This window comes from Blautia sp. DFI.6.71 (assembly GCF_020593585.1).
GTDB classification, from domain to species: domain Bacteria; phylum Bacillota; class Clostridia; order Lachnospirales; family Lachnospiraceae; genus Blautia_A; species Blautia_A wexlerae.
This window is the reverse complement of sequence record NZ_JAJDMJ010000068.1, coordinates 1-17,300: the sequence shown is the minus strand read 5'-3', so window position 1 is coordinate 17,300 and position 17,300 is coordinate 1. Positions and strand designations below refer to the sequence as shown.

The 17,300-nt window shown below is 34.8% G+C and carries 19 protein-coding genes and 4 tRNA genes; 15 read left to right on the top strand and 8 right to left on the bottom strand.

The genetic code is table 11. The features are described 5' to 3' along the window. Positions 1 to 56 precede the first annotated feature (56 nt). The 4 genes from LJE12_RS17865 (at position 57) to LJE12_RS17850 (ending at position 423) form a co-directional block, all read left to right on the top strand. Positions 57 to 130 (top strand) — tRNA-Ile (locus LJE12_RS17865). A gap of 15 nt (positions 131 to 145) precedes the next feature. After that, positions 146 to 219 (top strand) — tRNA-Asp (locus LJE12_RS17860). 42 nt (positions 220 to 261) lie between these two features. Then, a tRNA-Val gene (locus LJE12_RS17855) sits at positions 262 to 334 on the top strand. A gap of 3 nt (positions 335 to 337) precedes the next feature. Next, positions 338 to 423 (top strand) — tRNA-Leu (locus LJE12_RS17850). A gap of 136 nt (positions 424 to 559) precedes the next feature. Here LJE12_RS17850 and LJE12_RS17845 read toward each other — a convergent pair. From LJE12_RS17845 to LJE12_RS17820, 6 genes are all read right to left on the bottom strand, one after another. Then, the gene (locus tag LJE12_RS17845; protein WP_081703332.1) at positions 560 to 970 is read right to left on the bottom strand and encodes a tyrosine-type recombinase/integrase; all 411 of its coding nucleotides are present in this window, start codon (positions 968 to 970) and stop codon (positions 560 to 562) included. 185 nt (positions 971 to 1,155) lie between these two features. Further along, positions 1,156 to 1,935 (bottom strand): hypothetical protein, encoded by a 780-nt coding sequence (locus LJE12_RS17840; RefSeq protein WP_117676705.1) that lies wholly within the window; start codon positions 1,933 to 1,935, stop codon positions 1,156 to 1,158. Further along, entirely contained in the window at positions 1,932 to 2,480 is a 549-nt protein-coding gene (locus LJE12_RS17835) for an RNA polymerase sigma factor (protein WP_025581000.1), read from the bottom strand. The genes LJE12_RS17840 and LJE12_RS17835 overlap by 4 nt, the downstream gene beginning before the upstream one ends. A gap of 438 nt (positions 2,481 to 2,918) precedes the next feature. Beyond that, positions 2,919 to 4,277 carry a M56 family metallopeptidase gene (locus LJE12_RS17830; RefSeq protein ID WP_025581001.1) on the bottom strand — a complete coding sequence of 453 codons (1,359 nt, stop codon included), beginning with the start codon at positions 4,275 to 4,277 and terminating at the stop codon, positions 2,919 to 2,921. A 27-nt stretch (positions 4,278 to 4,304) separates the two neighbouring features. After that, on the bottom strand, positions 4,305 to 4,700 hold the full coding sequence (locus tag LJE12_RS17825; RefSeq protein ID WP_117676707.1) for a BlaI/MecI/CopY family transcriptional regulator: 396 nt from the start codon (positions 4,698 to 4,700) through the stop codon (positions 4,305 to 4,307). Between the two features lie 42 nt (positions 4,701 to 4,742). Next, on the bottom strand, positions 4,743 to 5,408 hold the full coding sequence (locus LJE12_RS17820; RefSeq protein WP_227292318.1) for a hypothetical protein: 666 nt from the start codon (positions 5,406 to 5,408) through the stop codon (positions 4,743 to 4,745). A 225-nt stretch (positions 5,409 to 5,633) separates the two neighbouring features. On the opposite strand from LJE12_RS17820, the gene LJE12_RS17815 reads away from it, so the two are divergent. The 8 genes from LJE12_RS17815 to LJE12_RS17780 all read left to right on the top strand — a co-directional run bounded on the left by LJE12_RS17815 (position 5,634) and on the right by LJE12_RS17780 (position 11,336). Further along, positions 5,634 to 6,254, top strand: coding sequence for a hypothetical protein (locus LJE12_RS17815; protein WP_025581005.1), 621 nt, complete (start codon positions 5,634 to 5,636; stop codon positions 6,252 to 6,254). 282 nt (positions 6,255 to 6,536) lie between these two features. Beyond that, positions 6,537 to 7,658: a plasmid recombination protein gene (locus tag LJE12_RS17810; RefSeq protein ID WP_025581006.1), complete on the top strand. Its 1,122-nt coding sequence runs from the start codon at positions 6,537 to 6,539 to the stop codon at positions 7,656 to 7,658. After that, positions 7,646 to 8,173, top strand: a complete 528-nt coding sequence (locus LJE12_RS17805; protein WP_049947390.1) for a DUF5688 family protein — start codon at positions 7,646 to 7,648, stop codon at positions 8,171 to 8,173. The genes LJE12_RS17810 and LJE12_RS17805 overlap by 13 nt, the downstream gene beginning before the upstream one ends. Positions 8,174 to 8,250: 77 nt before the next feature. After that, positions 8,251 to 8,424 carry a hypothetical protein gene (locus LJE12_RS17800; protein ID WP_172730358.1) on the top strand — a complete coding sequence of 58 codons (174 nt, stop codon included), beginning with the start codon at positions 8,251 to 8,253 and terminating at the stop codon, positions 8,422 to 8,424. 27 nt (positions 8,425 to 8,451) lie between these two features. Next, positions 8,452 to 8,865, top strand: a complete 414-nt coding sequence (locus LJE12_RS17795; RefSeq protein ID WP_227292317.1) for a DUF6075 family protein — start codon at positions 8,452 to 8,454, stop codon at positions 8,863 to 8,865. A gap of 560 nt (positions 8,866 to 9,425) precedes the next feature. After that, complete coding sequence (locus LJE12_RS17790; protein ID WP_025581010.1) at positions 9,426 to 9,677, top strand: hypothetical protein; 252 nt, start codon at positions 9,426 to 9,428, stop codon at positions 9,675 to 9,677. Beyond that, positions 9,661 to 10,038, top strand: a complete 378-nt coding sequence (locus LJE12_RS17785; protein WP_227292315.1) for a PIN domain-containing protein — start codon at positions 9,661 to 9,663, stop codon at positions 10,036 to 10,038. The genes LJE12_RS17790 and LJE12_RS17785 overlap by 17 nt, the downstream gene beginning before the upstream one ends. A gap of 83 nt (positions 10,039 to 10,121) precedes the next feature. Further along, positions 10,122 to 11,336, top strand: coding sequence for an IS256 family transposase (locus LJE12_RS17780; protein WP_227292313.1), 1,215 nt, complete (start codon positions 10,122 to 10,124; stop codon positions 11,334 to 11,336). Between the two features lie 623 nt (positions 11,337 to 11,959). Here the strand turns inward: LJE12_RS17780 and LJE12_RS17775 are convergent. Continuing rightward, entirely contained in the window at positions 11,960 to 12,388 is a 429-nt protein-coding gene (locus LJE12_RS17775; protein WP_173721488.1) for a hypothetical protein, read from the bottom strand. Further along, positions 12,375 to 13,157: a site-specific integrase gene (locus LJE12_RS17770; protein WP_227292311.1), complete on the bottom strand. Its 783-nt coding sequence runs from the start codon at positions 13,155 to 13,157 to the stop codon at positions 12,375 to 12,377. Before LJE12_RS17770 ends, LJE12_RS17775 begins: the two co-directional genes overlap by 14 nt. Before the next feature lie 1,096 nt (positions 13,158 to 14,253). On the opposite strand from LJE12_RS17770, the gene LJE12_RS17765 reads away from it, so the two are divergent. The 3 genes from LJE12_RS17765 to LJE12_RS17755 are packed head-to-tail and all read left to right on the top strand — an operon-like array spanning position 14,254 to position 17,178. Then, complete coding sequence (locus tag LJE12_RS17765; protein WP_173721485.1) at positions 14,254 to 15,807, top strand: radical SAM protein; 1,554 nt, start codon at positions 14,254 to 14,256, stop codon at positions 15,805 to 15,807. A 12-nt stretch (positions 15,808 to 15,819) separates the two neighbouring features. After that, positions 15,820 to 16,944, top strand: coding sequence for an insulinase family protein (locus tag LJE12_RS17760; protein WP_173721484.1), 1,125 nt, complete (start codon positions 15,820 to 15,822; stop codon positions 16,942 to 16,944). Between the two features lie 48 nt (positions 16,945 to 16,992). After that, positions 16,993 to 17,178 carry a hypothetical protein gene (locus LJE12_RS17755; RefSeq protein WP_145993106.1) on the top strand — a complete coding sequence of 62 codons (186 nt, stop codon included), beginning with the start codon at positions 16,993 to 16,995 and terminating at the stop codon, positions 17,176 to 17,178. The last annotated feature ends 122 nt before the right edge of the window (positions 17,179 to 17,300 follow it).

The window sequence follows — 17,300 nt, the reverse complement described above, 5'->3', positions numbered from 1 at the left end:
GAGCAGCTGATTTGTAATCAGCAGGTTATCGGTTCGAGTCCGATCATCGGCTTTTTGGACCTTTAGCTCAGTTGGTTAGAGCAACCGGCTCATAACCGGTCGGTCCTGGGTTCGAGTCCCCGAAGGTCCATTTTTAAATTATTTTGGCCCAGTGGCTCAGTTGGTTAGAGCGTCGCCCTGTCACGGCGAAGGTCGAGAGTTCGAGTCTCTTCTGGGTCGTTAGCAATGAGCTGACGAGTTTGGTAAATTGCATATGGATATGGAATCTTAGCTCAGCTGGGAGAGCATCTGCCTTACAAGCAGAGGGTCATAGGTTCGAGCCCTATAGGTTCCATATGCCGCAGTGGCGGAACTGGCAGACGCCCGGGACTTAAAATCCCGTGGGTAGTGATACCCGTACCGGTTCGATTCCGGTCTGCGGCATGATTATGAGATGCGAGAAATGTTGATTTTTCAATGTTTCTCGCATTTTTCGTTATTAAATATTTTGATTACACTTGATTACACTTTTATTTTCCCCTGCTCATTGTTTGTCGCAATTTGAGCAGGGGATTTTTTATTATGGATTAGCCGGATTGCTGTCTGAAAGATCTGTGTCCAAAGTATTAATCATAATTGTGCTTGATTTTGGATCAACAGACTGCTGCCGAATATAATGTAACGTAGTGCGCGTTTCAGAATGTCCTAGCATGGTAGATAACTGATTGAGTGGAACGCCAGCTTCGTAAAGCATAGTTGTAATCGTAAATCTGATCTGATGACTGGAACGATAAGGAATATTCAATGGTTTGCATACTTTATTTTTAAGATGTTCGTTAAAAGAATCAGCATAAATGGGCTGTCCATCTTTCATAAAAAGAAAATCACAATCAGGATTTAATTTCAATGTTTTAGTGATAATTTCCTGTGCCTGCGGAGTAAGAGGAATACTCCGAAATCGGCGGCCCTTTTGAAAATTTCTATTATTTATTTTTACCTAATTTATATATTATTCCTATTATTATAAATGATGCACCTATGTATATTCGTACCAGATCCGAAATAACATTCTCCGCTTTTTCATTTCCATTATATATATTTACAGCTATAAGAAAAATAATGGCTAATATACACCATAGTGCAAATATGCATCTACGAATCTTTTTTTTCTTCACTTCAATCTTCCTTCTTTCTTTCATGATTAATAATGCCTTGTTTTATTGTCAAATAATCAGAAGTTGAACTAATAATATATAAATTGTATTCACCATCCTCTTTGATAGTTAATGTGTAACTTCCGACTATATTTCTCATGCTCTCCCCTTCATACATAATTCCATCACGGATATAACCTATAACAAATGTCTGTTTTTGAACTGTTTCTGATTTATATTTTTCAAAAGAAAATGTTAAAGTATCGCCTTCTTTGCAATTCCATCCTTTGTAATTATTCACATAAAATACTGCCATGCTTCCATTAGTCATAATAATTTCAGGCGTCACTTCATTTTTTACTTCAAATTCAGAAATAGATGAAGGTAAAACAATATTTTCATTTGCAACACCTTTTATAATGTTACTGTTATCTATAGGGTTTTTATCTATTTGTTTTATACATCTTTCTCCACTATAAGTAACTTCCGGAACAGAATTATCATTTATTTCTTTTCCGATTAATGATCTATTTTCTCTTGTAACTATTTCAGCTCCAAACAACTGAGTGATCCATTGAACTATTTTTCCATGTGTAGTCGCATTAATAATACTGCCCGTTGTAAAAACAAATACAATAATCAGTATTGCAGCCACAATATGAGTCATCCATTTATTATTGAGACATTTGTCCCTATTTAACCGATAATTTCTACCTGTGTTTTTATGTTCCAAACATTGTGCTGCTTCCAAGATGTATTTATCATCTATCTCATTCATTGCATAAAAAATATTTGTCTTCATAAATATTTCCTTTCCGTTAATTGTTTTTTTAACTTTTTCCTTGTTCTAAATAAAATGGATTCCACTTTACTTATGCTCATATTAGTGCATTTTGCAATTTCTTTTACCGGCATGAAATACCAATATCTCAATATAAAAATCTGACGGTGAGATTTTGATAAAGATGTCATGAAAATATCAATTTGTTCTTTTAATTCATTCTCCCTCCAATCATCCATATACTCTTTTGCTAAATAATTACTTAGCTCCTCATACGGCACACACTTATCTATATCTCTTTTGGCAGCATGAATATATTCATATTTTTTTAATGCTTGATTCCTTGCAATCTTTAAAAGATAAGCTTTCAAATTATCCGGTATTATAGGCGGAATTGTCATCCAGGCTCCTAAATATGTATCATTTCTACATTCTTCAACATCTAAAGTATTCTTTATTAATTTACAGATTAAAAAAGTTACAATTTTTCCATACTTTTTATCTGTTTCTATCAATGCATTTTCAGATCTATAATTATATAGCTCAATGATTTTTCTGTCTTCCATTCATTTCCTCCTTTCACTATATAAGTACGGATTTCAGTTTGGATTCTTGCAAATACTTTAAAATTTTTTTTATTAAAGGAAAGGGGCTATCGGTTAATGAATATGTACCCTTCTAGGTAAACAAGTGAAATAATAAAAACTTGTCACTTAGGAGGGAGCAGTTCAATTAACCGACAGCCCCTTTAGTAAAATAGAATATGGGTGAATTTTCTGTCTGTCGATAGTACTCTGTATGTTTATAGGCAGAGTACTTGACCGTAAAAAAAGAATTACTTGTGCGGTTCAGTTCTCCTGTTTCGTCCTGTTGGGAAGCAATACTGCAGCTTGGGCTTTCCGCGGATATTACATAGTCCATGTCAGAAATATTCTATAATTAATGCTAAGAAAATTCGTCTATGTGTCCTTTGTGGAATGGAAAATCTATAGCTAATATATTGGTTAATGTGGACAAGGTGAATATGTTACGGTGCTGTCAAGTGAAAAATCTTTAGTGTAATTACACTTTGTACAAATTTTTCCTTTATATGTTTTTACAGTACACCCTCCATTTTTATTACGAGAATGATTTTTATGCTTACCGTTTACAAAGATATGAGAACAGCCAGCATAAGTTTGAATATCTCCTGGTTCAATAATTATAATATCCCCATTATCTGTAATAAAATAGTTCTCTGTATCTTTGAAATATATTTCGTCAGAAGGAATCATACTGCTTTCGTCTTCAAACGTAATACATTCTATTTCATTCCCATTATCAAAAACAGATACCTGAGCTCCTTCGGCAGGATCAAAAAAACCGGTCCATGGAACAGAACGTAAATCTGCAGTAGGAGGATTGTACGCAAACACTGGAATACAGGAAATACTTATCATAAAGATAATAATTGATACATTTAAAGCAATTTTAGGCTTAACAAAAATACCGATCCTTTTTACTCTTCTTTTAAGAAAAATCCGGTTGTTTTTTGAAAACATTAATGTAATTCTGGATTTCACTTCTGAACGTTCCTTTGCGGCGGTCATGATTAACAGATATCCATAACATCTTTGTTCTTCTCTGGAAAGATATTTCATTACATTTTCATCACAAGCAAGTTCCTGTACCTCTATTACCTCGCGAAAGAAAAAGTATACAAAAGGGTTATAGCAATGTAGCATCAGTACCAGAAAAGCCAGCTGCCGAAAAAGAAAATCGTGTGATTTTATGTGTTGCAACTCATGTCGAATGATTAAAGGTAAGTTATTTTTATCCGATAATGAGGTTAAAACAATAGATGGATGAAAAGTACCATATGTAAATGGAGAAGATGCTAAACTATTCTCATATACTGTAACTTTGTGCTGTAACTGCATTTCCTGTGATAACATTTCTACGATTTTTATGATTTCAGGATCTGACAACACATTTTGTGAAATTTTTCGGTGAAATCTGGAAAAATTGATTGCCTTATAAAAAATTATTATACTTAAGGAACAAATCCATAATCCTATAAATATTTTCTGTAAAGATCCCACGGAATTTAAATAAAATCCAGTAGATGTCTGAACGATTTTTCCGGTTAAAGAAATTACAACATTTCCATTTAAAGGCTTTGGAGTACTAAAATACCGATGATAAATAAAATACTTCAACAGTGGAAAAGGAACTAAATAAAGAAGCAGACAATATTTTAAACATCTATATCGAAACCTGGCTGAAATATAATTATCAAAAATGGTAGATAATGCCATATAAATAATAAAAGGAAAGGTTCCGGCGGCAGACATGGCAATTAATAATAAAATCAGGCTCTTCATAATCCACACCTCATTCTTGGCAGAGTATTAATCGCAAGTATTATTGTTAATAATATTTTTCAGTTCTTCAATATCTGACTCTGACAATTTTGTGTTGTACGTTAATGAAACCAGCAGATCTGAAATAGAACCATTGAAAGTATTATCTACAAAATCTGTAGCATATTTATGTGCTAATTCCTGTTCCGTAAGTTCAGGATAATAGGAACGTTTACACTTATAGCCCTTTCCTTCCGAATGAAGAATCCCTTTTTTCACAAGACGAGTTAAATAAGTGTGTAAAGTTGGTTGAGCCCAACCATAATGTAATTCCGTATTACAATATTTTTCCACTTCAGAAAAAGAAACAGGAGCATTGGTGTTCCAAAAATATTTCATTAGATTATATTCCATTTTCGATAAACCATAGTATGTATCACTCATAAGATTCCTCCAATCAATTAATATTTTATTTTCATTATATTTCTATGATATCCACCATGTTCCATCTGGGTGTTGCTGTAAGGAACCAATCGTTTCTGATAATACATTTCCCTTAAAATCTCTTACAATCATTTTTTCATAATATCTATATTCTTCGGTTGCACAATTGTTATCATCGTCCCAGCCTTCTTCTACCCAGGCAGAGAGATACACTTTTCCGTCTACTATCATACGTACACTCTCATTAGGAGTTGTGGGAAATCTAAAACTTTCTGGATAGTAGCTGACAAACTCATCATCTTCACTTGTAATGTAAATATCCTCTCCGATAATACGCAGATTATAAAGGTCTACATCCGCTATATTAAATTGTATAATCAACTCTGGAATTTTATCTGGAAGATATCTGAAGAGAGTAATTTTCCCACTATTATAATCTCCTTGTAAAAACCAAAAAGAATTCTTTAAATAAACAGGTGGGCCATATAATACATTCCTCTGTTTTTGAAATGGTTCATAAATTTTACCATTATTGTAATCATAAAAAGAAATAATTGAACCTTGATACCCACCTTTTTTTGACCATTCAATCATATCATAAAAGTCTGTTGTATCACTCATTGAATATCCGATACGAGATTGACCTGAAATTTCTTCGATATATTTTCCTGACACAACTTCAAAACGATTAAGTTTTATAACAATCACCTTCTTATAGCTAAATTTCGATTTACCCATTTATAGTATAGTATATAAATGTACATGAAATGTCAATAAATATATTACATGAATGTAGAATGATTTTATTGACATCATTGTAGAATAATGATATTCTATAACCAAACAGAAACAAGTATAAAAGTAGTACTATCAGTTTTTTTGCAGCGAAAGGAATATTTTAACAAACTGTCAAATTTAGAAAGAGGTGGTTTTATGTTGAGACAACATAAAAAAATTACAGCAGTTGTAGGGTTGACTATAAGTGCCTTGATGATTTCATCTGCATGCTATGCTCAGGATGATCCGAATGATGGATATGTTATTCAATATGACTTTGAAACTCAGGAAACTACTTATTATGGTTACGACAAAGAAAATCATGAATTTTACGAAGTAGATGATTATGTTGAACCTAATCGTACAGCCAGTGATGGAACTGCTGATATTGCTGATGCTCCAGATGAGATGGAGGGAGTAAATCCGGGAAATATTTATGTGGATAATCAGTCAATAAAAGAAGACGTTGATAATCCATATACAATTCTTCTTTTCAGTGGAAGTATGCCAACTGTATACAAATATAACAAAGAACAACCAGACGATCCATGGACTGTTGTAAGTCAGGAAAAAGTAAACTTGTTAGAAGGTAAGGTAAATAAAGTATCAAAATCCTACTTGATTTTTACAGATCAAAATAATGATGATATTAAAGTAAAAATCAAGAAGGATGAGCAGTGGCATCCAGGTGATGAAATTAAAGTGTTCGGCTTAACGAAAACGAAAGATGGAAAGGTTAAGCTTGCAAAGCAGTATGGATATTATAAGGTTGAATAATATATTAGGAAAAGAACACACATTAATAGAGTAAAATATATGAAAAAGGTCTTGGAACTTTTACAGTTTCAGGGCTTTTTTCTTTTGGGTAAATTCTTGGCATATTGTTAAGCGTGAAAAGTAGTGGACTTTTTGGATTGTAACTGCCGGATTTGAGCGACTAATGGCTTGCCATTAGTCGTATTGGGTTACTACTTTTGACAGAGAAAACATTGAATTGGGAGACCGAACTCTGGAGAGAGGATACGGTCGGGAGGAAGCAGGGAAGGAGAGAGTGACTATATGCCTAAGACTGTGAGTGTGCATAATGGCAGCGCAGCAAATCGAGAGCATAACCGGCGTAATCCCAGAACAACCGGTCAGATGCCACATATACAGCAGGATCTTGTTCATCATAATGAGACATGGATAGATATTCCTGTCCGAGAAGCCTATAAGCAGATTTTCCAGACTGCAGTCGATGATTACAATCGTCGTCAGTCAAGACCAGAGAGGAAGATTAGAGATTATTACAATCAGATTAGGAAATCAGCTAAGAAACATACCGCCTATGAGCTGATTATCCAGATTGGAGATAAGAATGACACCGGCTTGTCGGCAGACAATGAGATTGCCTGTCTCCGAGAATATTATAATAATTGGCAGCAGCGTAATCCTAATCTTTTTCTGTGTGGGGCATATCTGCATCGGGATGAGTCTACAGTCCACCTGCATATGGACTATATCCCAGTGGCACATGGATATACCAGAGGGATGTGTATCCAAAACGGACTGGTACGGGCGTTGGGCGAACAGGGATTCTTCAAAGAAGGCAGACAGACTGCTCAAATTTTATGGGAGAAGCGCGAACGACAAGAACTGGAACGTATTGCCCGGGATCATGGCATTGATATCTATCATCCGGATGGTGAGAAGAGACATCACCTGGATACGGAGATATACAAGCTTACGCAGGAAATTTCGCGTCAGCATATAGAATTAGACCAAAATGCGAATGACCTTAAGACAGGAAAACAGGCCCTTGATGATGTCCAAAATGCATTATCTGCAGATAGACAGGAATATACCATGCTCCGGCAGCAGCTTAGTAATGCCAGAAGAGCGATAGATGTTTATGAAAAGTTGAAACAGGAGTATGGGAGTCTACAGGATTCTTACAGAGAACTGCAAAATCAACATAATCAACTTATACAGGCAACTACTATAATCAAGGGTACGAGTAGAGAAGAGGTACCTCATCGTCGTTCTATTGTGAGTGGTAATTATAGTGTTCCGGAAGATGAGTACAAGTTGTTGTTGTCTGACCATCAGATTGCTGATACATACCGTAGAGAATTGGCAAAATACCAGCAGCAGATAGAGAGGCTGGCAGATATAAGAGAGTGGGGGATATGGCTCTTGTAATCTACATCTTGCTATATGCAGATCAGAATAATTATAATACGTGTCTCTGTCAAAAAGAGATAGTAGAGAACTGGGATGTATCGGAAGAGGAACTGTGGGAAGTTGCAATGCGAAATACGATGATGGATGCATTGCCGCGGATATATTACAGACCAGATGATACTGTAAATCCACCATACACTAAAGGAGCATTTATGGCAGCAGGAACCGAAGAAAATTTCAGAATAGGTAAAGATGATAATCCGATGGTTACAACGGTTCGTGGGATAAATGGAGCAATTGCGATGTTTTATCCGGGCGTACAAGAAGAGTTGGCGGAACTTACCGGCGGAGATTATTATGTGGTATTTCCAAGCGTTGATGGTGCAATGATACATTCGGTAGACGGTATTCAACCAAGGGATTTGTTATGGCGATTAAAGTGTACCAGAAGTATGATGACAGAGGGGCTCTTGAGCAAATATGTATATAAATATAATTCTGAAAAAAAGCAGTTAGAGCAAATGTATCTGTAGAAAATGTATTGTAGATTGAAAGAAAGCTGTATCTTTGATGATGCAGCTTTTTAAAAAGAAAGTTGAGAAATGTGGAAATGATTAAAATCAGATTAATGGGGGAAAGAGAAGAGATAAAGATCATAATTGAAAACATTAGTCATATTAATGATGTTAGAATTTTGTCCCTGTCAGATTTCTATGCCAATAGAGGAGGGGCAAGTGATTATGGAAGAATCTATATGGAAGTGGAGAAAAAAGATGCTGTGTAATGTTATATGGAAAGGAAGGGTATAGGAATGAAAGGCAAAATGTTAAAAGAAGTACAATTTGTGGATGACGAACATGAAAAATTTTTCTTGGATAATATTGTAAGATGCAGATATGAGGAGGTGTATCATCATGCCCTAATATATTGTCTGGGAATTAGCGAGACTACGCGAAGGAATATAGACAGTATTTATGATTTTGCAACAGGATGCATTAAAACAGAATGTCTTTGTGAAGACTGGCAGACGAGCGGGAGTATTAGAATTGTAAGATTAGCATTTTGTCTATATTGTGATGGAACACCGAGTGTAAATGATATGGAGGATGTGGATTCTAAGTTGGCAGAATGTAGAGAATACACAGTAGGACAGATTTTCTGCTGCGAATATGCTAAATATTTTTTGGAAGCGATTAAATTAAGATATCCGGAATATTGCTTATGATTATTTGGTCGCGGATAAAATGTGAGTATTGTCACAAAGAGGTATAAAAGAGTTGCTTTTTTCGCTGAATTGAATATACTTATAAGCAGGAATAGAAATGTTCTCGATGTAAGAGCATCGTTAAAAGTTGGGTTGCAGATGGAGCAGGGTAACTTTCCATTTCATTAGATGTTTTATCTGGACATCGAGCCTGGCAGCTTGGATAAAGCTGTAGTCCACGTGGGGGACTTAATGATTTCCACGTTGTTATGGGTATCTTAACTGGATGCCGAGGCTGACAACCAGCAGAAAACTCTTTATAAATGGATTTTCAGAGGAGTGTGGGTAGAAACCATGCTCCTTTTTATTAATTATGAAAGATGAAAGAGTAAAAAATATTAGAAATATTATTTAGTTCAAGATTAGCTTAATATAGTCTAAATAAATAGAGAGATAATATGATATATACGCACCGCATAGTTTTCTTTATACAAATTTTATAGAATATTTTTTGTGAGAATGCTATACTGTAAGTAGTAATAGGAAAGAAATATAATATGTAATGAAAGGGGTAATATATAATGGAAGTTGTTCGTAAAATTGTAGATGCAAAAAAATTGATGTCTGTGATTCCATTGCCAGAGACTATGCGTAACAGGCGAGTGGAAGTCATTGTATTACCTGCTGAGGAACAGAAAGTTTCTGAGAATTTAAAGAAGAGTGGCAATATAGAATCTTTAGTGGATTCATTAGTAGGAGTTATTCGGGACACGGGTATGACACTGGAGGATTATCGCGCTGAAAGGCTGGGAAAGTATGAGAATCTTGATTGATACAAATGTAATATTGGATGTGTTGTTGAAACGATCTCCATTTTACGAAACAGCGATAGAAGTTTTAAAGTTATCGACAAGAGATGATATTCAGGAATTTGTTTCAGCTTCAGCAATTACAGATATTTACTACATTGCATATAAGAATTTAAGAGATAAGGCAGCAGTAAGAGAGCTTCTGAAAAAACTGCTTTTGATTGTGTCCGTGGCAGGTGTTTCAGAGGAAGAAATCCAAAAAGCACTGGAATTGGAATGGAACGATTTTGAGGATTCTGTACAGTATTCAGTAGCAGCACTAAATGAGATGGATGGAATAATTACTCGAAATGTAAAGGATTATTCATCAGCAGAGGTAGTGTAAAATAGTTTGTGTTTCTGGTAAAAAATGGCTCCTTTTTGGTAAGAATTTAGATATGACAATTCTTATCGAAAAGGAGTATTTTTATGGCAGTTGCAAAGGAACAAATTCGACAGATTATCTCAGAAAACAACATTAGTAGCGTTGCAGATGTATACACGCTTCTGAAAGACAGTTTCAAAGATATCCTGCAGGAGCTGATGGAGGCAGAGTTGGATGCAACTCTCGGTTATGAAAAAAATCATAAGGGAGATCTGCAGACAGACAACAAAAGAAATGGTCATTCCACAAAGAACTTAAAAAGCCAGTACGGTGAATTCCAAATTGATGTACCAAGAGACCGCAATGGGGAGTTTGAACCGAAGCTGATTCCTAAATATCAGAGGGATATTTCTGGAATTGAAGAAAAAGTGATCTCTTTATATGCACGTGGTATGAGTACACGTGACATTCATGACCAGCTTCAGGATCTTTATGGAATTGAATTATCGGCAGAAATGGTCAGCAAGATCACTGATAAGATCCTTCCTCAGGTCAAGGAGTGGCAGTCACGTCCTCTGAATCCGGTTTATCCGTTTGTCTTTATGGACTGTATTCATTACAAAGTCCGGGAGGATGGCAGGATCTTAAGCCGTGCTGCTTATGTTGTTCTTGGTGTTACAGTGGAAGGGTACAAAGATATCCTTAGCATCACAGTAGGAGCTAATGAAACCAGCAAGTTCTGGCTTGGAATGCTCAATGATCTGAAGAACCGCGGAGTAAAGGATGTACTTTTCTTTTGTGTAGATGGGCTTCCCGGCTTTAAAGAAGCTATACAGGCAGTCTATCCGCAGGCAGAGATCCAGAGATGCGTCATCCATATGCTGCGTAATTCTTTCAAGTATGTGAACTATAATGATCTGAAAAAGTTTTCCTCAGATTTCAAAGCAGTATATAATGCTCCGAATGAAACAGCAGCTTTATCAGAATTGGAGAACATTAAGGAGAAATGGGGAAAGAAATATCCCTATGCTATCAGCAACTGGGAAAATAATTGGGAAGATGTAAGTTCCTTTTTCCAGTTTTCAAATGATATCAGACGTATTATGTACACAACTAACATCATAGAGGGATTGAACCGTCAATACCGGAAAGTCACAAAAACCAAGAGTGTATTTCCAAGCGATACAGCCCTGGAAAAGATGCTGTATCTTGCCAGCGAAAACGTAGTCAGGAAATGGACACAGAGATATCGGAACTGGGATCAGGTGTTGAATCAGTTGATTGTCTTGTATGGAGAACGGCTTACCAACTGTCTGTAGAGAAAAGAAAAGCAGGAATAGATTTGCCCCAAAGCTGACCATTCCCGCTTCCTTTCTATTCCGTCGGCATTTGTATTATTGCCAGAATTTCCCTACTCTATTCCAGAGGTCGGGTGTGGGCAGCGCCCACGAAAAAAAGCAATCAATACAATGTCTTATTTGTCATGCAAAAAAATCAAAACGGATGTATAAAATCTTATCAGATGGTTATACTGTAAATAGAAAGATAGATTCGACAACAACAGAATTATAAATTCGACAGCAAAACCTTACATATCTATTTCTTATCAGAAAGATTCACTTTCCAAAGACACAAGATTTTTTACAGCCTCTCAGCAGAAATGCAGGTATGGGAACCGGCTCAGTTTCTTGAAAAAACAAAGTGCTGATTTGCTTACACTTTTGATTACACTCAAAAGAAGGTGTGCTGAACCCTCCTGTTTTTCTAGGTTTGCAGACCTGAATTCCGGTTCGATTCCGGTCTGCGGCATGGAAAACCTTGAGAAATCAAGGTTTTTTTATGTCTAAAATTCTATAATATTTCTTTTCTTACAAATTTGACAGCAACCTTGACAGCAACGAGGTGTAAAAGGTGTCAAAATGCTGGATTATTTATCTATAGTTCACTTACTTATCCACCACCTTACAACTTTATAAATGATATCCCTGATAACGAATGGTCCGTATCCATCTATTGTATAAAACAAAGTCCGTAATTCAGAGTCCGTAAATATGTATGGTTCATATGCAATACGTCTCAATGTATAATCTTCATCTGGTATATATGCTTTTATGCCAAGAAAGTTTATATATCTGCAGTACTGGCGCAGACAGGCAATAAATGCTGCCTGTGTGTTTACTGTGTAGCCTTTACAGGCAAGCCAGTCATCCAGCATTTCTGATGTCAGGTTCTCGGCATCCTTATAATTCGTACAACAGAAATCAATAAATGGCATAAGTGTGATTTTATAGGTGAATGTTGCATAACCGGCAGCTTTTCGAAAATCCAGCATTTTAGACAGATAATCTTTAAGGTAATCATTTATAGTCATTCTGATTACCTCCCGCATATATCCCATTGGTGATCGGTATCTCATCAAAACCGATCGCACAGAAAGCAATCTGTTCTCTGTTATAGGAAAGATAAGGTTTGTCTTCTTCAATGCTTTTATGTCCGAGTAATTGTGAAATAGTTTCGATCGGAACACCTGCTTCTGATAATTCAGTAGCAAAAGACCGTCTGAGGCTGTGAAATCCCCGTCCCGGAATCTTATTTATTCCAGCCTTTGTAAAATATTTATCACATAGACCAGTAAATGAGTAACGTTTTGGGGCCAGCGGTTTTACCGGCCCTTTTACTGTCAAAAATATTTCCCGATAATCACTTTCCGGACGTCCGGTAAGTATATAATCAGCAATGGCATTCATAACAATGCCACTTAAAGGGAGCCTTAAAGGGACTCCCGTTTTTGACTGTTTTAAATTTAAAAATCCACTTTCCCAGTCTATATCTTCCAGACAAAGGGAACGTATATCAACACCTCTGAGTCCCGTATCAAAAGCCAGAAGCATGATCGCATAATCGCGGAGTCCTTCAGGGGTTGCTGTATTTATAGCAGATACCGCCTTACTTATTTCCTCTTGGGAATAAGGAGGGATCATCCGTACATGATGTCCCCTGGCGTTTAACTGTGTAAAATCAAGCAGAAGATCCGTGTTGCCATTATTTTTCAAATATACAGAGAGGTATTTGATTGCCCTTAAAGATCTTCCCATACTGCCTTCATTGGTATGGGGTAATTCTTTTGTAAAGAATTCCATAAGAAGATCGTCAGTAACGTTTACATCACAGGATTTTCCCTGTCTTCGGCATATCGAAAAAAATGCCTCATTACGGTGGACATTTCTGTCCTTGATTCTCCCTTTAGGGAATGGTAGTCAAGAACTTCTTCAATGAGACACATAGATTTATTTGAAACCACATATCTCTTTGATCCATGTGCCAAACAGGAAAAATCAACTTTTCCTGTTTCAGCAAGCGAATCCATCATTCTGATAACACGATGTTGAAATCTGGCATACTCATAACAGATGGAATGCTCCTTTGCTTTTGATTCAATAAATGCATCATAATCAGTCTTTAGTTCATGATAATAGCTGTCACATCCTTTTTCAAAAGCAAAGCGGATTATTTAATTACAGACAGTTTTATACTGTCCTACGCTTACTTTCCTGATCCCATACTCTCTGATTGACTGAATGAGTAAATCGCTGAGAGATTGCATATCCCATATCTTTTTTGTCATAAAAGCCTCCTTATTATGAAATGATTTTTTACATCTTCATAATAAAGATTAATGCCGATATTTTTAAACTATTTTCAGTAAGTATAGAAATCTTTTGAGAATATCGGCATTAAAAAAATGTCGGCATTAGGTCTATCGAATGTTTTTTCAGATCATCAAAATCCTTTCTGAAGTTAGGCACTGAATTTCAGAGCCATAATTATGGTGCAATGGTAAGCCACACGACCATTGTATTTACAAGATACATCATTCTGGAATGAATCCGCAGGAATCAAAATGACCAGAAAACGTATGGCGAATTATTCTTCATTTTCTGCGATGATATCCAGGACATGGACTTAACCAGTTCACTGCAGAGCCTTATGGCTCTGTTTGTGGAGCACATTTTAACATTATCTGCTGATATTACATCCATCATAAAATGTAAAGTAAGTGAATGGATTGCATCTCAAGCCGCATTTATTCAAGCTTTATTTAGAGATATCAGCTGGGAAAGTTGAGTTACAAAATAATGATAATACGCAACACAGAATATCAAAGACGCAAAATCTATTGAAAGCTTAAGTAAAAGTCGTTATTATATGAAAAACGAATTGTTTGGAGAAAAAATTATGACAGAAGATGTAAAACAGAGAATCACTGGTAAAATTGAAGATTTACAGAAATTATTACCAGATGGTAAACCGATAGGGAAAGTTTTTGAAACAACTAATAAGTTTTACTATTATGATACAGTGACAGGAAAAATCTTAGAATGCCAAAAGTATGAATATGAACTTGTGGAGAAAATTTTAGAAGGAAATCTAGGAGTACTTTATTCTTATTCGGATGAAGAATTACTTAGATACGAAAAAGCAATAGATAATTTAATTTGTGCTATAAAAAATGAAAAAATCTTCGCTTTATCCAAGTTTTCCCATATGGCATCCTTTGATAATTACGAAAAAATTATTTCAGAAGAATTGGCACAAGTAACAATAGAATTGACAGAAAGATGTAATTTGAGATGTGGATACTGTATTTATAATGAGGCTTGTGAAAAAAGTAGAGATTTTGGCGAGAGAGATATGCCATTAGAAGTGGCATTGAGAGCTATTGATTATGCAGAAAAAAATTCAAGAAGCTCAAAAGAATTATATATAGGATATTATGGGGGAGAACCTCTTTTAAATTATGATGTTATGATCCAATCAATGCGCTATGCAATTGGAAAAATTGAAGATAGAAAAGTGTATTTTTCTTTTACAACAAATGCAGTACTTTTAACAGAAGATAAATGCAAAGAACTTTCAGAGATTCCTGATTTAAGTGTGACTATTAGTTTAGATGGACCGCAGAGATGGCATGATTTATATCGGAAAAATCAAGGTGGACAGGGAAGCTTTCAACGGACTATAGAAGGGCTTCGACATCTTGTTGAGGCATTTGGATACGAACGTGCCAAAAAAAATATTTTGCTTAGTATGGTATATGCACCACCATATTCAGAGGAACGTTTAAAGGAAACGCAGGATTTTTTTGAAGAATTAACATGGTTGCCATTAGAATGTGTAAAATTTGTTACATATCCAGATGAGGAAAGTATGTCCACTATACATAAATATTTAGAAATGCAAAAATTATTGTCAAAGATAAAATGGAATCAAACAGAAAATGATTTTTCACTATTAAATTATGGACATGCTAATGCCGAAAGCAAAAATGTTTTTACTCAAAAATTAGTTGAAGACTGTTATTTGCCGATAAGAAAACGTACAGTTTTTGATACTATTATGGATTCTATCACGATGAATGGCTGCTGTGTACCAGGACAGCGAAATGTATATATTACTGTAGATGGCAAATTTAAAATTTGCGAAAGAGTTGGTGAAATTCCAGACATTGGAAATTTAGAGGAAGGAATTGATATTCAAAAAGTAAAGAATATATATTTGGAAGGATATGCTAAACAGTCTATAAAAATGTGTTCGACATGTTGGTATGCGAGATTGTGTTCAATATGCTATTGTGGCTGTTATTCCGATGGGAAATTAGATATGAATAAAAAAAGTGCAATGTGTGAGGAAAGAAAAGCAGGTTGTCTTAGAGATTTGAAATCATATTTCGAAATATTGGAATCAGATGAAAAGGCATTGGACTATTTGGATGATATAACGATTAGTTAGAAATGGAAAAATATGATACATAAATATCAAGAAATTCAAAATTGTGATATAGCAAAAGTGAGATTATTAGTTCGAGTTGGTTCTGAAAAAGAAAAGAAATATGAGAATGGGATAACACATCTTTTGGAACATATGAATTTATTTTTTGCAGAAAAGAAGCCTTTTGAATTATCAGTGCGTGGAACTACAGATTTTGAATGTACAATGTATGAAATTACATGCATAAATGACTATTCGCATGTAGTTTCAGTTATTGATAAAATTTATTCAATCATTAACGGTGAATTGCTTAGAGAGTGTGATTTACCAATTGTAAAGCAAGCTGTTCTAAAAGAGATAGAATTTCAAATGAATGATATATATTACCGAGAGCGAAATAATTTATTCAATAGTTTATTGCCAGAAGAATTAAGAGAGAAAATGCCAGTAGGAATGAAAGAAGTTATTGAAACTCTCTCTTTTGAGCAGATTATTGAATATCAAAAGAACTCATATAAAGACTTCGCAATATGTTTGAGTAGTAGATTTAATCTCTTTGATGAAGAAATAAATTTATCAAATTCAATGCCAAAAGTTAAGAAATATATTAAAAATAAAAAAAGTTTGTATTGGACTATTTCTGCACAAGTAAGTAAAAAAAAATCAGTGAGTAAAAGTATATATTTTGAAAGTATAAAAAAATATGATAATACAAAAGAATATTTGATAAATGAATTTATAAAAATATATTTTTTTATGCTTTTTGATAATATGTTTTGTGAAAAATTAGACCAAAAAGGAATAGTGGCAACAGAAGCAATAGTGTATGAAAATATTATTGTAGATGAAATGTGTGTGGTAGTATATGAGTTGGAAATATTAAAAGGAATTGATGAAGAATTGATGGAAATGATGGTTATGGAAGTTTTGAGAGATATATATTCATCTACTGAAATAGTACAATCGATATTCCATGTTGCAAAAAAAGAGTTTTTTAACATAATGCGAGACACCACTTTTTTTGAAAAATGTAAGCAAAAATTTCTACATGGTGTCAATATGTTTTTACCGTTTGATGAAAGAGAAGTTTGTTATGAGTTTAATTATTTAGATATTTGCAACATGGCTGAAATGTATTTAAGTTATAAGAGTATGTAGAGCATGAATGTGCTTTTACATAAATATCAAGTTAAGGAGGAATGTAACATGTTAATTGCAAAAGAAGGAAGAAAGAACCTGGAGGCGAAAGCAAATTATATCGATCCGAGGGGTGGATGTGGTTGTGCTACTTCTTCAATCAAAACAGCTACAAGAGATGCAGTTTGCGTATGCGGTTGTAAAAAAGCTACAGCTAGTAAAGCAACAGTTAGAACAGCAGCAAAAAACAATTAAAAAATAATATGTATCTTTAAGTAGAGGAAAATGGGGTATACAAATATGTATGCCCCATTTTTCGAGTAGGAGACCAGCTATGAAAAGTCAAGTATAAATTAGCCAGAAATTCAATTTTTTTG

Bases quoted from the DNA above. Each gene is read 5' to 3' on its own strand.
- LJE12_RS17810 (WP_025581006.1), top strand. From the start codon at position 6,537: ATGCCTAAGACTGTGAGTGTGCATAATGGCAGCGCAGCAAATCGAGAG.
- LJE12_RS17780 (WP_227292313.1), top strand. From the start codon at position 10,122: ATGGCAGTTGCAAAGGAACAAATTCGACAGATTATCTCAGAAAACAAC.
- LJE12_RS17835 (WP_025581000.1), bottom strand. From the start codon at position 2,480: ATGGAAGACAGAAAAATCATTGAGCTATATAATTATAGATCTGAAAAT.
- LJE12_RS17795 (WP_227292317.1), top strand. From the start codon at position 8,452: ATGAAAGGCAAAATGTTAAAAGAAGTACAATTTGTGGATGACGAACAT.
- LJE12_RS17790 (WP_025581010.1), top strand. From the start codon at position 9,426: ATGGAAGTTGTTCGTAAAATTGTAGATGCAAAAAAATTGATGTCTGTG.
- LJE12_RS17800 (WP_172730358.1), top strand. From the start codon at position 8,251: ATGATTAAAATCAGATTAATGGGGGAAAGAGAAGAGATAAAGATCATA.
- LJE12_RS17775 (WP_173721488.1), bottom strand. From the start codon at position 12,388: ATGACTATAAATGATTACCTTAAAGATTATCTGTCTAAAATGCTGGAT.
- LJE12_RS17825 (WP_117676707.1), bottom strand. From the start codon at position 4,700: ATGAGTGATACATACTATGGTTTATCGAAAATGGAATATAATCTAATG.
- LJE12_RS17840 (WP_117676705.1), bottom strand. From the start codon at position 1,935: ATGAAGACAAATATTTTTTATGCAATGAATGAGATAGATGATAAATAC.
- LJE12_RS17755 (WP_145993106.1), top strand. From the start codon at position 16,993: ATGTTAATTGCAAAAGAAGGAAGAAAGAACCTGGAGGCGAAAGCAAAT.
- LJE12_RS17770 (WP_227292311.1), bottom strand. From the start codon at position 13,157: ATGGAATTCTTTACAAAAGAATTACCCCATACCAATGAAGGCAGTATG.
- LJE12_RS17815 (WP_025581005.1), top strand. From the start codon at position 5,634: ATGTTGAGACAACATAAAAAAATTACAGCAGTTGTAGGGTTGACTATA.
- LJE12_RS17785 (WP_227292315.1), top strand. From the start codon at position 9,661: ATGAGAATCTTGATTGATACAAATGTAATATTGGATGTGTTGTTGAAA.
- LJE12_RS17830 (WP_025581001.1), bottom strand. From the start codon at position 4,277: ATGAAGAGCCTGATTTTATTATTAATTGCCATGTCTGCCGCCGGAACC.
- LJE12_RS17760 (WP_173721484.1), top strand. From the start codon at position 15,820: ATGATACATAAATATCAAGAAATTCAAAATTGTGATATAGCAAAAGTG.
- LJE12_RS17805 (WP_049947390.1), top strand. From the start codon at position 7,646: ATGGCTCTTGTAATCTACATCTTGCTATATGCAGATCAGAATAATTAT.
- LJE12_RS17765 (WP_173721485.1), top strand. From the start codon at position 14,254: ATGACAGAAGATGTAAAACAGAGAATCACTGGTAAAATTGAAGATTTA.